This is a genomic window from Caballeronia fortuita, assembly GCF_001544835.2.
Lineage (GTDB): Bacteria > Pseudomonadota > Gammaproteobacteria > Burkholderiales > Burkholderiaceae > Caballeronia > Caballeronia fortuita.
This window is the reverse complement of the sequence record NZ_FCNX02000008.1, coordinates 58,568-71,685: the sequence shown is the minus strand read 5'-3', so window position 1 is coordinate 71,685 and position 13,118 is coordinate 58,568. Positions and strand designations below refer to the sequence as shown.

Genomic DNA, 13,118 nt, shown 5'->3' with positions numbered 1-13,118 from the left:
AAAAAATCCGCCTTTTGGAGACCATCCGATGACGTTGTCGAAGTTCACGCGCCGGCTCGCTGCCGGCGTCGCCTTGTCCGTGATTGCCGCCGCCGCGCACGCGCAGTTGAAGGTCGGCATCGATCTGTCGAGCACGGGTCCTGCCGCCGCCATCGGCATCACCAGCAAGAACGCGATGCTCATGTGGCCGAAGACCATCGCCGGTCAGAGCGCGGAGTACATCATTCTCGACGACGGATCGGACCCGGGCGCCGCCGTGCGCAACATCCGCAAGCTCATTAGCGAGGACCATGTCGACGTGATCGTCGGTCCGAACATCACGCCGGCGGCGCTCGCCGCGCTCGATCCGGTCGCCGAATCCGAAACGCCGATGATTACGCTGATCGGCTCGGCATCGGTCGTGGAGCCGCAGGAAGGCAAGAAGGTGTGGGCGTTCAAGATGGCGCAGACCGATCGCGCGATGGCCGACGTGATGACACGCTACATGGCCAATCACGGCGTGAAGACGGTGGGTTTCATCGGCTTCGCGGACAGCTACGGCGATAGCTGGCTCAACGAGTTCACCAAGTTCGCCGATCTTCGGCATATCAAGATTGTCGCGAGCGAGCGCTTCAACCGCACCGATGCGAGCGTGACCGGCCAGATTCTCAAGCTGATGGCGGCGAAGCCGGACGCGGTGCTGATCGCGGGCGCGGGCACGCCGACGGTGCTGCCGCAGCGCACGCTCGTCGAGCGCGGCTACAAGGGCGCGATCTACCAGACGCACGGCATCGCGACGCCGGAGTTCATCAAGCTCGGCGGCAAGGACGTGGAAGGCACGCTCTTTCCGACGCAGCCCGTGGTCGTCGCGCGCACGCTGCCGGCGGATCATCCATCGAAGAAGGCGGCGCTTGCGTTCGCGAATGCTTACGAGGACAAGTACGGCAAGGGCACGGTCACGCAGTTCGCGGGCGATGCGGCGGGCGTTTATCCGCGCCTGCAGGACGCCGTGGCGCGCGCGCTGAAGACGGCCAAGCCGGGCACGAAGGAGTTTCGCGCGGCGCTGCGCTCGGAACTCGAGCACGCGCATGAACTGGTCGTGCCGAACGGCGTGGTCAACACGAGCGCGACGGATCACGTCGGACTGGATCAGCGCGCGAGCGTGATGGGCGTGATCAAGAATGGCGCGTTCACGTATCTCGCGCAGTAACGTCCTTTGTTCTGAAAACGCCTTCGCCGATGCTTGCCGGCGACGGCCTTTTCAGTCATAATGGCCGACTCGATTGGCTCGTTGGCTCGCCTTACCGCGCAACGCGTCATTCAGGCCCAGGTGGTGAAATTGGTAGACGCAGGGGACTCAAAATCCCCCGCCGCAAGGCGTGCCGGTTCGATTCCGGCCCTGGGCACCAGGATTGTTTGAGAAAGCCGCTCCTCGAGAGCGGCTTTTTTGCGTTTGGGGTGCAAGAACGGCTATTTCGACGCCTCGTCCGCATCATCGGGCCATAGCTTTTCGGTCATGCGCGCCAGCCACTTCCCCATGACCGGAGCGCCGTACCAGGCAAACGCGGACGCGAACACGGCAGGCCAGTACTCGCGAAAAAAACCCAACACGAAGTTCATCATCTTGAGGTCCAAGCCTTCCATTCGTTTAATAAGATCGAAAATATGTAGTATGCCGAAGCATCCCGCAGCGGATGCATCGACAAGATCGCCCTGACTTCCTCACTAAAGGAAGCGACGAGCAAGTATATCCACAGGAGCAGGCCAATCAGAGAGGCGAAAATTCCCATATTCGCGATAAGCACCGCTCGGCCGATCCGCGCGCTCGATATCCATCGAGAGGAGCCATCGCGATGATCGCCTGGCAGTATCGTCAGCGCGAGATTCAGGCTCACGCTCGACGCGACAAGCGAAATCGGAAAGAAATCGTCCTTGCCAGGCTGCTTCAGCGCCACGCGCAAGACGTACTCGATCGCGCCCATGAAAAGCGGCAGCCCGACAATCAATTGCCGCGCCGTCGCGTCGAAGCCCTTCGATTGCATCGTCATCGTCCTTGTGTGTGATGACACACAATTTCGCCGATGACGTGAACGCGCGGCAGTCGTCCGTTCGGCCATCGACATGGCCGCTTGCCCGCCGAATGTGCGCCATCGCGTAGACGGGCCGCGCCGCGCTTCGCAACAATACGGTCCATCGGCATTCGGAATCCCGGCGTGCGGAGCATCACGGGGATGCTCGCGCGCGCAACGCCCGCGTTTCGGGTTGTTCAGGACTGTCTCGATGTCGTGACCCGCTCGCGCGATGCGTCGAGCCATAACTCGAAGAAGGGTACGACATGAATCGACCTGATATCTCGCTGTCTCTCGACTCCGTCATCTGCAAGCGCTGCAACACCGTTTCAGCGGCTTCGGAAGACACCTGCCCGTCCTGCGGCGCGGATCGTCAGGGGGCGATTTTCACGAGCCGCACGGAACCCGAACCGCCCGCCGCCGTGCATGCGTCCGTGCCCGCGCAACTCGATATCCTCGACTGGGACGACAGTCACTGGCTGCAGCGCCTCGTGCGACGCAGGATGCTGACGTCGTATCCGAACTTCGTCGAGCCCGAATCGCAGGAGCAGAAGAAGCCCGCGCGCACGGGCATCGCCGTGCTGGTCAGCGGCGTGGTTGCGAGTATCGCCGTTGGCGGATATTTCTATGCGCGTCTGGACGACAACGCGCCGCCGCCGAGCGCCGATCCCGGCATCAGCGTCGCGGGTTCGGTGCGCGACAACGCGCTCGCCGCAAGGAACGCGGACGCCGCGCGGCACGCATCGCTGACGCGGTCGAAGGCCGATTCGACGAACGGGCAGGCGGCCGCGCCAGCGGCGCGCGCGGCGACGGTTCCAACGCGCGTTGGCGCGGCGGTCGCGTCTGCGTCGCCGGCGCCTATGAAGTCCGACACGCCATCGATCAAACCGGCGACGCCGATAGTCGCAGCGGCACAGAAGCCGGAATCGCACGTTCTCGCCGCAGTTTCGCCAGCGCCGACGAAGCCCGAGACGCCGACCATCTCAGCGCCGCAGAAGCCGGAATCGCACGTTCTCGCCGCAGTTTCGCCAGCGCCGACGAAGCCCGAGGCGCCGAGCGTCGCCTCGGCACAGAAGCCGGAAACGCGCTCGCTCGCCGCAGTGTCTACGGCGCCGACGAACACGGAAGCCGCCGCACCATCGATCAAACCGGCAACGCCGACGATCGCATCGTCGCAGAAGCCGGAAGCGCGCGCGCTCGCCGCAGTTCCTACAGCACCGACGAGCAAGACTCCCGCCGCGCCATCGATCAAGCAAGCGGCACCCACCATCGCATCCGCGCAGAAGCCCGACCCACGCGCTCTCGCCGCAACCGCGCCCGCGTCATCGAAGCCGGTCGAGCAAACCCAAAGCGCCCCAACCATCGCCTCGATTCAAAAGCCCGCGACCCCGCCGGCCCCTGAGCCACTCCCGCCGTCCGTCGCGCGCAGCATCGCCTCGGTTCAGCAAGCGCTGGCAAGCCGCGATCTCGCGTCCGCGCGCCGCAACATGCGCGGTCTCTACGCGAGCGAGACGCGCAGTCCGGAAATCCAGCAACTGGCGGCCGAATTGTCGCGTCAGGAGCGCGCGCGCGATGGCGCGATGGCGACCGCCCGCGCATGCGTCGCGAACATGGAAGCAGGCTGTGCGCTGCGCAACGCGCGCCGCGCTGTGGCGCTCGACCCGCGCAACGGACAGGCGCAGGCCACCCTGCGCCGCGCGCTCGCCGTGCAGAACGAGACCAACACCGAGTACTTCCGGCAAGCGAGCGGCATCCCGAAGCCGGTCGTCCCGACGATGACCTTCGGCGGACACTGGAGCCCCGGCACGCGCCACGCAGGCATGTCCGGCGACGACGACGATTCCCGCTTCACGCTCTTCGGCATGGGCGTGCCGGCCGTATCGAAGGGACGCGGCGACGCCCACTGACACGCGCATCGAAACAAACGGAATAAGCGGCGACACGAATCCGTTTAGAGGTGACGAACGAACTGACGGCGAAGCGCTGCCGAAGGAGTCACCATCATGCAAACCGGATCGTGGAGCCGTCTCATCGCGTGCGCGGCCGCGCTCGTCGCGCTCGCGGCCCTCGTCTCGTGCGGCGGCGGATCGGGCGACGACATGCCCGCGCCGACGCGCTTCAAGATGTCGATCGTCGTATCCGACGGCGCCGTGTCCGCACCGCACACTGACACCAACCTGAAGAACGGCTGGGGCGTCGCGTTCAATCCGAATGGCTTCGTCTGGGTCGCCAACAACGGCACGCAGACGGCCACGCTCTACGACGGCAACGGCGTTGTGCAATCGCTCGTCGTATCGATTCCCGCAACCGCGACGGGCCCCGCCAATCCGACCGGAATCGTCTTCAACAAAGGACCGGATCTCACGCTCGCGCGCAACGGAAAGTCGGGCGTCGCGGCGTTCGTCTTCGCGGGCGAAGGCGGCTCGATCAGCGCGTGGGCGCCCGCCGTCGACATGACGCACGCGTTCACCGTCGTCGATTCGAGCGCGTCCGGCGCGATCTACAAGGGACTCGCGATCGCGGCGACATCCACGGGCGCGCATCGCCTTTATGCGACCGACTTCCATGACAGCAGAGTCGATGTCTTCGATGGCACGTTCACGAAGATCGCCGTGCCGGGCGGCTTCAGGGACGCGCAGATTCCGGCAGGCTTCGCGCCCTTCGGCATTCAGGCGATCGGCTCGAAGATCTACGTCACCTACGCGAAGCAGGACGGCGACGCCGAGGACGACGTGCCGGGCGCGGGCCAAGGCTTCGTCGACGTATTCGACATCGACGGCAACCTGATGCAGCGCCTCGCCGCGAACGGGCCGCTCAACGCGCCGTGGGGCATCGCGCAGGCGCCGGGCAACTTCGGCACCTTCAGCAACGACATCCTCGTCGGCAATTTCGGCGACGGTACGATCAACGCGTTCGATCCGTCGAGCGGCGCGTTCGTCGGCCAGTTGATGAACGCCGACGGCACGCCGCTCGTGCAGCGCGGTCTGTGGGGCATCGCGTTCGGCAACAACCTGAACGCGCAGCCGTCGAACACGCTTTTCTTCGCCGCCGGGCCGAACGACGAAGCCGATGGCGTGTACGGCCGCATCGACATGCAATGACGCGCGCGCCGCGCCGTTTCCCTGGGCGATGACGCCGGCCACGGACGCAAGTCGTCCGACAAGCGCATCGCCACGCTCGGCGCCGCCCGCGGTTCGGGCGGCGCTTTTTTTCCATCGCCGATGCGACGCGGCCGTAAAAGCGCTGCTTGCTAAAATGCGCGCTTCAACTCCGCTCATACGATGGACCTCGAAACCCTCCTCTTCTCCCAAGGCTTCGGGTCGCGCCGCCAGTGCCGCGGCATCGTGTCCGAAGGCCGCGTGCGCGTCGCGGGCGTCGTGCACGACGATCCGCACGCCGATCTGCCCGTCGCGCCGGGCCTCGCATTCGACGTCGACGAGCAACGCTGGACGTATAGGGAAAAGGCGTATATCGCGCTCAACAAGCCGCCGGGCTACGAATGCTCGCGCGATCCGCAGCATCATCTGAGCGTGTTTCATCTGTTGCCGCCGCAACTCGCCGAACGCGGCGTGCAGTCGGTCGGCCGGCTCGATCAGGACACGACTGGACTGCTGCTTCTATCCGACGACGGCGCGTTCCTGCACGCTTTCACATCGCCGAAACGCAAGGTGCCGAAGGTTTATGTGGCCACCGTGCGTCATCCGCTCGACGACACGCAGCTCGCGAAACTGCGCGAAGGCGTGCTGCTGCACGGCGAATCGAAGCCGAGCGCCGCGCTCGCAGCCGAGCCGCGCGGCGAGCGGCTGCTCGCGCTCACCGTGCTCGAAGGCAAATACCATCAGGTGAAGCGCATGGTCGCAGCGGCGGGCAATCGCGTGGAACAACTGCATCGCGAGCGCGTCGGCGGTTTCGCGTTGCCCGACACGCTCGCCGAAGGCGCATGGCGCTGGCTCGACGAAGCCGATCTCGCCTCGCTGCGAGACGCGTCGCTTTGAACATGCAAATCGGTGAATATCCTTACAGATGAACGCTGCGGCGCAGCATGCCTTCCGCTTTCCGCCCTCATATACTGATCTGACGGATACCAAAATGACTATCAAAAAAGCAGGAGGGCATCATGGTCTCCCATTCGATCGTCGCGCTGATTTCGTTCGTCGCGCTGAGCGTCGTCCTCATCGGGGTGCTGGGCTTCGTCATGCACGTGCGGCATAAATATTCGCCGAATCTCATCGGCGCATTGATTGGCGCGCTGATGTGCTTCGTCCTGCTCGAAACCATTCCGGCACTAATCTAGCGCCGCACGTCCGTTTTCAGTCCGCCTTCGATTCACCGTTCAGGAAGTCGTCGACGGTCGGATGGCGCAGCGCGTAGCCCAGTTCGCGCTTCAGGCGCGCATTGGACAGCCGCCGCGATTCACGCATGAACGACAGCGTGACCGGTTCCAGACGCGTCTGCGCTTCCTGCCACGAGATGCGCGGCACGCGCGGCAGGCCGTATGCGTCGGCCACGCGGTCGAAATAGTCCGCCATGCGCAGGTCGGTGTCGTCCGAGGCGTTGATGACGCGCTGCGCCCGGCCGCGCGACAGCATGCGCACGAGGATCGCGGCGAGATCGTCGGCGTGGATGTGATTGGTATGCACATCGTCGGATTCGACGAGCGCCGGCATCCCCTTTTCGATCCGCGCGATCGGCAGCCGCGTCGCCGCGTAAATGCCCGGAATCCGCGCGATCGACACACGCCACGCGCTCTCCACGCCCGCAGCCCGCAGCTGCGTCTCCGCCGACACGCGCCGCCGCGCGCGTTCGTTTTCCGGGCGCGCGGGCCGCGTCTCGTCGATCCACGCGCCGGCGCAGTCGCCATACACGCCGGTCGTGCTCGCATAGACGAAACGCATGCGCGGCCCGGCCCGGCGCTTCGTGGCCGCGCGAAGGCCGTCGGGTACAATGAAAGACGTTTTTCCGGCCCGATCCGCATGCAGCCAGCGGCTTTTGGCGGCGCGCGCCACCGAGCGTCGCGGTCGGCGCAGCGCGGCGATCAGCGCGCGCGTGCGGCGGTCGCCATCGCCGTCGCGCTGGGGCGGCGCGAGATGCAGCACGTCGCGCGCGAGGCCCGCGAGCCTCGTCAGGCTGCGGCGCAGATCGAGATCGCCGGAAATGGGCGTCGCGCCGGCCGCGCGCAATTCGCCCGCGCGCTCGGGATGATGCGTGAGCGCGACGATGCGAGGTGCGGCGGCACGCGCCTGCAGAAGCGGCAGCGCGCGCATGCCGACATCGCCGCATCCGACGATGAGCACGCGCGCGCGGCGAAGGTTTCGAGTGGCGATCATCCGGGCATTCTATCCGCCGCCCGAAACGCGCGTGCGGCATCAAGCGGACGCACGGCAGACGAACGAGACAACTCCACACATCGCAGAAATCGATCTATGGCTTTCAACGTAACGCTCCGGCAAAGCGGCCGGCAGTTTCAAGTAGAACCCGACGAACCGGTGCTGAGCGCCGCGCTGCGCCAGGGCATCGGGCTGCCGTACGGCTGCAAGAACGGCGCGTGCGGCTCGTGCAAGGGCGCGGTCGTGAGCGGCGAGGTCGAGCAGGCGCCGCATTCGTCGTCGGCGTTGTCGAACGACGAAAAAACGCGCGGCATGGCCCTCTTCTGCTGCGCGACCGCGCAGTCGGATCTGACCATCGACGTGCGCGAGGTCGCGGGCGTCGGCGACGTGCAGGTGAAGAAGCTGCCGTGCCGCGTGAACGCGCTCGAACGCTGCGCCGACGACGTCATCGCGCTGAAACTGCAATTGCCCGCGAACGAACGCCTGCAGTATTACGCGGGGCAATACATCGAATTCATTTTGAAGGACGGCAAGCGCCGCAGCTATTCGATGGCGAGCCCGCCACATCATGAAGGCCCGCTCGAACTGCATATCCGTCACATGCCCGGCGGCACGTTCACCGACCACGTGTTCGGCGCGATGAAAGAGCGCGACATCCTGCGCTTCGAGGGCCCGCTCGGCACCTTCTTCCTGCGCGACGAATCCGACAAGCCGATCGTGCTGCTCGCATCGGGCACGGGTTTCGCGCCGATCAAGGCGATCATCGAACATGCGGTGTTCAAGAATCTGAATCGCCCGATGACGCTCTACTGGGGCGGCCGCCGCAAGAAGGACTTGTACATGATGGAACTCGCCGAGCAATGGGCGCGCGAGATCCCCAACTTCAAGTTCGTGCCGGTGCTCTCCGAACCCGACGCGAGCGACGCGTGGACGGGCCGCACGGGCTTCGTTCATCGCGCTGTCATCGAGGATCTGCCAGACTTGAGCGGCCATCAGGTGTACGCATGCGGCGCGCCGGTGATGGTGGAGTCGGCGCAGCGCGATTTCACGCAGCATCATCGTCTGCCGGAGGACGAGTTCTACGCGGATTCGTTCACGAGCGCGGCCGATCTCGCGCATCCCGTGTGATGTTGCACGTAACGTGCACGCGGCCAGAAAATCCGCGTGCACGGTTTACATGCGGCAACCGCTTAACGTATCCTTCGCGAATGATGAGAATCCTGAACGCACTTCGACGTCGCCGCTCGCCGCTTCCCTAGGGATGCCGCTGGCTCGTCATGCATTGCGCTCACGGTTCGGTCTTGCCGAAACGTACGAAATGAAGCCACGGACATTCCGTGGCTTTTGTTTTTCCGCACCACTTCCTTTTTGCCTTCGTGGAGCCCGCTGTCATGAATTTCAATGAGTACCCCGTTGATTCGCTGATGTACATCACGAACCGTCCCGAGATCGTGTTCACGCGCGGCAAGGGTTCCTGGCTCTACGACAACACGGGCAAGCGCTATCTCGACTTCATTCAGGGCTGGGCCGTGAACTCGCTCGGCCACTGCAACGAAGGCATGATCGAGGCGATGGAAAAGCAAGCGCGCACGCTCATCAACCCGTCGCCCGCGTTCTACAACGCGCCGATGGCGCAGCTCGCGCAACTGCTCACCGCGAACAGTTGCTTCGACAAGGTGTTCTTCGCCAACAGCGGCGCCGAAGCGAACGAAGGCGCGATCAAGCTCGCGCGCAAGTGGGGCAAGAAGTTCAAGGACGGCGCGTACGAGATCATCACGTTCGATCACAGCTTCCACGGCCGCACGATCGCGACGATGTCCGCGAGCGGCAAGGCCGGCTGGGATACGATCTATGCGCCGCAAGTGCCGGGCTTCCCGAAGGCCGATCTGAACGACATCGCGTCGGTGGAGAAGCTCATCAACGAGAAGACGGTCGGCGTAATGCTCGAGCCGATTCAGGGCGAAGGCGGCGTGATTCCCGCGACGCGCGAATTCATGCAGCAACTGCGCGAGCTGACGAAGAAGCACAACATCCTGCTGATCGTCGACGAAGTACAGAGCGGATGCGGCCGCGCGGGAACATTGTTCGCGTACGAACTGTCGGGCGTCGAGCCGGACATCATGACGCTCGGTAAGGGCATCGGCGGCGGCGTCCCGCTCGCGGCGCTTTTGTCGAAGGCGGATGTCGCGTGCTTCGACGCGGGCGACCAGGGCGGCACCTACAACGGCAATCCGTTGATGACGGCAGCCGGTTACTCGGTGATCTCGCAGCTCGTCGCGCCGGGCTTTCTCGAAGGCGTGCGCGAGAAAGGCGAATATCTGAAGCAGGAACTGTTGAAGCTGTCGGCCGAGCGCGGCTTCAAGGGCGAACGCGGCGAAGGTCTCCTGCGCGCGTTGCTGCTCGACAGCGACAAGGGTCCGCAGATCGTCGAGAAGGCGCGTCTGATGCAGCCGGACGGCCTGCTGCTCAACGCGGCGCGCCCGAACCTGCTGCGCTTCATGCCGGCGCTCAACGTGACGAAGGACGAGATCGACCAGATGATGACGATGCTGCGTTCGGTGCTCGATTCGCTATGATCATCCGCACGTTCGACGCAGGCGATCGCGATGCGGTGATCGCCCTGTGGCGCGATGTGTTCCCGGAGTACGCGGACGCATCGCGGCCGCAGCGCGATCCGGCTCTGTCGATCGACAACAAGATGCGGACGCAGCCGGAGCTGTTCTTCGTCGGTTTGGTCGACGGCGTCGTGATCGGCACGGTGATGGCCGGCTACGACGGGCATCGCGGCTGGGTGTATTCGCTCGCCGTCGCGTCTTCGCTGCGTGGCCGCGGCTTCGGCAGCGCGTTGATGAAACACGCGGAAGCCGCGCTGAGCGTGTTGGGATGCCCGAAGGTGAATCTGCAGATTCTGTCGTTCAAGACGGAACTTCGCGGGTTCTATGAGCGGTTGGGTTATCGGATGGATGAAGTGGTGAGTCTGGGGAAGCGGCTATAAAAAAACCGGCTGTCTTCCGACAGCCGGTTTTCCTTCAGCGCGAACATCTGACGGCATCACTCGCCCAGATAAGCCGCTCGCACCTTCGGATCGTCGAGCATGGTCTTCGCGTCGCCGGTCATCGTCACCGTGCCCGAATCCATCACGTAACCGCGATTCGCCGCCTGCAACGCGAGACGCGCGTTCTGCTCCACGAGCAGCACCGTCAGCCCTTCCTTCGAAATTTCACGCACCACTTCGAAGATCTTCTCGACCATGATCGGCGAGAGACCCATCGACGGTTCGTCGAGCAACAAGAGCTTCGGACGCGAGAGCAACGCACGCGCCATCGCCAGCATCTGCTGTTCGCCGCCCGAGAGCGTCCCCGCATACTGCGATGCGCGCTCCTTCAGACGCGGAAAGAAGCCGAACATGCGCTCGGTGTCCTTCTGGATCTCGGCGGTATCGTTGCGCAAGTACGCGCCCATCTGCATGTTCTCGAGAATCGACATGCGCGCGAAAATCCCGCGGCCTTCCGGCACCATCGCGAGGCCGCGTTTCAGCAATTCGTGCGTCGGCACGCCCTTGATCGACTGGCCCATGTACTCGATATCGCCGCCCGAGTACGGCTTGAGCCCCGTGATGGCCTTCATCGTCGTGGTCTTGCCTGCGCCGTTCGCGCCGATCAGCGTGACGAGTTCGCCCTGACCCACTTCCAGATCGACACCCTTCACCGCCTGGATTCCGCCGTAATTCACCTGCAGACCCTTGACCTTCAACATCGCGTTCGTGGTCGCCATTTAGTGCACCCCCGCACCCAGATATGCCTCGATCACCTTCGGGTCCTTCTGCACGTCCTGCGGCAGACCCTCGGCGATCACCTTGCCGTAATCGAGCACCGTCATGCGGTTGCACAATCCCATCACGAGTTTCACGTCGTGTTCGATCAACAGAATCGTCTTGCCGTCCGAGCGAATCTTGTCGAGCAGGCGCGTCAGTTCGACCTTCTCCGTCGCGTTCATGCCGGCCGCCGGTTCGTCGAGCGCGAGCAGCTTCGGATCGGTCGCGAGCGCGCGCGCGATTTCCAGCCGACGCTGATGCCCGTACGACAGATTGCGCGACGTGTAATCCGCGTACTGCAACACGCCGACGTACTCGAGCAGTTCGAGCGCGCGCTCCTTGATCTCGCGTTCTTCGCGGCGTTCGGCCGGCGTCTGGAATACCGCGCCGATCAGACCGTGCTTCGTGCGCACGTGACGGCCGACCATCACGTTCTCCAGCGCGGTCATGCCGCCGAAGAGACGAATGTTCTGGAACGTACGCGCGATGCCCGCCTTCGCCACCTGATACACGGCGGTCGGCGTGTAGGCCTGACCGTCGAGCTTGAACTCGCCGGAATCGGGCGTGTAGAGACCGGTAATCACGTTGAAGAACGTCGTCTTGCCCGCGCCGTTCGGACCGATCAGGCCGTAGATCTCGCCTTCCTTGATTTGGAGGCGCACATCGGACAACGCCTGCAGGCCGCCGAAGCGCTTGTTGACGCCCGTGACGGAAAGTCGTGTTTGCTTGTCGCTCATGTTCATTCCCCGCCTTTAAGCGCGCACCGGCTTCTTGCCGCCGCGCTTCGCGATCTTCGCGATCTTGTCTTCGTGTTTCGCGGCCGGCCACAGACCTTCCGAGCGATACAGCATGATGAGCACCATCGCCAGGCCGTACAGCAGCTGACGGATGACTTCGGTATCGACGATCTGATGGCCGAAGATCGCGTTCTGCAGCGGGCCCATCGTCGAGCGCAGGAATTCGGGGAACACGGCGAGCAGCACCGCGCCGAGAATCACGCCCGGAATGTGCCCCATGCCGCCCAGCACCACGCACGCCAGCACGACGATCGACTCCCAGAACGTGAACGATTCCGGCGACACGAAGCCCTGGAACGCGCCGAACATCGCGCCCGACAGACCGCCGAACGACGCGCCCATCGCGAACGCGAGCAGCTTGACGTTACGCGTGTTGATGCCCATCGCCTTCGCGGCGATTTCGTCCTCGCGGATCGCGGCCCACGCGCGGCCGATGCGCGAGTGCTGCAGACGCGTACACACCCAGATCACGATCAGCGCGCCGATCACGAACAGGTAGTAATACATGTAGACCGACGGAAACTTCATGCCGAAGAACTCGTGCGTCTGCGACAGGTTGAAGCCCGCCACCGTCACCGGATCGATGCCCGTGATGCCCTTCGGACCGTTCGTGATGTTGACCGGACGATCGAGGTTGTTCATGAAGATCCGGACGATTTCCCCGAAGCCGAGCGTCACGATCGCGAGATAGTCGCCGCGCAGACGCAGCGTCGGTGCGCCGAGCAGCACGCCGAAGGTTGCCGCGAGCGCCATCGCGACCGGCACGATGATGAGAAACGGCACGTGCAGTCCGCCGGGCGCGAGATGCGCGATCCACTCGAACTGCGTCGTCAGTTGCGGCGACGAGAGCAGAGCAGCCGTGTAGGCGCCGACCGCGTAGAACGCGATGTAACCGAGATCGAGCAGGCCGGCGAAACCGACCACCACGTTCAGGCCCAGCGCGAGCATCACGTACAGCATCGCGAAGTCGAGCACGCGGACCCAGTAGTTGCCGCCCGCCGCGCCGATGACCATCGGTGCGGCGATCACGAAGATCGCGGTGATGACGCCGACGACGAGCGTCTTCGTCATGTTCTTTTCGGGGATGAGCGTCGTGGACGGCTCAATCGGTTGAATCGAAGTCATTTTTTTG

At 64.3% G+C, this 13,118-nt stretch carries 14 protein-coding genes and 1 tRNA gene; 9 read left to right on the top strand and 6 right to left on the bottom strand.

Annotated elements, in window-relative coordinates; all coding sequences use genetic code 11:
- Positions 1 to 28 precede the first annotated feature (28 nt).
- Positions 29 to 1,189 (top strand): ABC transporter substrate-binding protein, encoded by a 1,161-nt coding sequence (locus tag AWB77_RS16500; protein ID WP_061135527.1) that lies wholly within the window; start codon positions 29 to 31, stop codon positions 1,187 to 1,189.
- Between the two features lie 114 nt (positions 1,190 to 1,303).
- Positions 1,304 to 1,388, top strand: a tRNA-Leu gene (locus AWB77_RS16495).
- Between the two features lie 61 nt (positions 1,389 to 1,449).
- Here the strand turns inward: AWB77_RS16495 and AWB77_RS35825 are convergent.
- Together AWB77_RS35825 and AWB77_RS16490 are read right to left on the bottom strand one after the other, a co-directional pair.
- Positions 1,450 to 1,614 carry a hypothetical protein gene (locus AWB77_RS35825; RefSeq protein WP_157694823.1) on the bottom strand — a complete coding sequence of 55 codons (165 nt, stop codon included), beginning with the start codon at positions 1,612 to 1,614 and terminating at the stop codon, positions 1,450 to 1,452.
- Positions 1,599 to 2,021 (bottom strand): hypothetical protein, encoded by a 423-nt coding sequence (locus AWB77_RS16490; RefSeq protein ID WP_061135760.1) that lies wholly within the window; start codon positions 2,019 to 2,021, stop codon positions 1,599 to 1,601. The genes AWB77_RS35825 and AWB77_RS16490 overlap by 16 nt, the downstream gene beginning before the upstream one ends.
- Before the next feature lie 293 nt (positions 2,022 to 2,314).
- Here AWB77_RS16490 and AWB77_RS16485 point away from each other — a divergent pair, with 293 nt between their 5' ends.
- From AWB77_RS16485 to AWB77_RS36375, 4 genes are all read left to right on the top strand, one after another.
- Positions 2,315 to 3,955: a hypothetical protein gene (locus AWB77_RS16485; protein WP_061135526.1), complete on the top strand. Its 1,641-nt coding sequence runs from the start codon at positions 2,315 to 2,317 to the stop codon at positions 3,953 to 3,955.
- Positions 3,956 to 4,051: 96 nt separating this feature from the next.
- Positions 4,052 to 5,149, top strand: a complete 1,098-nt coding sequence (locus tag AWB77_RS16480; protein WP_061135525.1) for a TIGR03118 family protein — start codon at positions 4,052 to 4,054, stop codon at positions 5,147 to 5,149.
- Between the two features lie 180 nt (positions 5,150 to 5,329).
- Positions 5,330 to 6,043: a pseudouridine synthase gene (locus AWB77_RS16475; RefSeq protein ID WP_061135524.1), complete on the top strand. Its 714-nt coding sequence runs from the start codon at positions 5,330 to 5,332 to the stop codon at positions 6,041 to 6,043.
- Positions 6,044 to 6,165: 122 nt separating this feature from the next.
- On the top strand, positions 6,166 to 6,342 hold the full coding sequence (locus AWB77_RS36375) for a hypothetical protein (protein ID WP_167354146.1): 177 nt from the start codon (positions 6,166 to 6,168) through the stop codon (positions 6,340 to 6,342).
- A gap of 16 nt (positions 6,343 to 6,358) precedes the next feature.
- Here the strand turns inward: AWB77_RS36375 and AWB77_RS16470 are convergent, their stop codons facing one another.
- Positions 6,359 to 7,375: an NAD-dependent epimerase/dehydratase family protein gene (locus AWB77_RS16470; RefSeq protein ID WP_061135523.1), complete on the bottom strand. Its 1,017-nt coding sequence runs from the start codon at positions 7,373 to 7,375 to the stop codon at positions 6,359 to 6,361.
- Between the two features lie 96 nt (positions 7,376 to 7,471).
- Between AWB77_RS16470 and AWB77_RS16465 the strand changes: the two genes are divergently transcribed.
- From AWB77_RS16465 to AWB77_RS16455, 3 genes are all read left to right on the top strand, one after another.
- Positions 7,472 to 8,503 (top strand): CDP-6-deoxy-delta-3,4-glucoseen reductase, encoded by a 1,032-nt coding sequence (locus tag AWB77_RS16465; protein WP_061135522.1) that lies wholly within the window; start codon positions 7,472 to 7,474, stop codon positions 8,501 to 8,503.
- 263 nt (positions 8,504 to 8,766) lie between these two features.
- A complete protein-coding gene (locus tag AWB77_RS16460) occupies positions 8,767 to 9,951 on the top strand; it encodes an acetylornithine transaminase (protein WP_061135521.1) in 1,185 nt (394 codons plus the stop codon).
- Positions 9,948 to 10,370, top strand: coding sequence for a GNAT family acetyltransferase (locus AWB77_RS16455; RefSeq protein WP_061135520.1), 423 nt, complete (start codon positions 9,948 to 9,950; stop codon positions 10,368 to 10,370). The genes AWB77_RS16460 and AWB77_RS16455 overlap by 4 nt, the downstream gene beginning before the upstream one ends.
- 56 nt (positions 10,371 to 10,426) lie before the next feature.
- Here the strand turns inward: AWB77_RS16455 and AWB77_RS16450 are convergent, their stop codons facing one another.
- From AWB77_RS16450 to AWB77_RS16440, 3 genes are read right to left on the bottom strand one after another with little or no spacing between them, the layout of a single operon-like run.
- Positions 10,427 to 11,149, bottom strand: a complete 723-nt coding sequence (locus tag AWB77_RS16450; RefSeq protein WP_061135519.1) for an ABC transporter ATP-binding protein — start codon at positions 11,147 to 11,149, stop codon at positions 10,427 to 10,429.
- On the bottom strand, positions 11,150 to 11,926 hold the full coding sequence (locus AWB77_RS16445) for an ABC transporter ATP-binding protein (RefSeq protein WP_061135759.1): 777 nt from the start codon (positions 11,924 to 11,926) through the stop codon (positions 11,150 to 11,152).
- Positions 11,927 to 11,941: 15 nt separating this feature from the next.
- Complete coding sequence (locus AWB77_RS16440) at positions 11,942 to 13,111, bottom strand: ABC transporter permease subunit (RefSeq protein ID WP_061135518.1); 1,170 nt, start codon at positions 13,109 to 13,111, stop codon at positions 11,942 to 11,944.
- Positions 13,112 to 13,118: the final 7 nt, after the last annotated feature.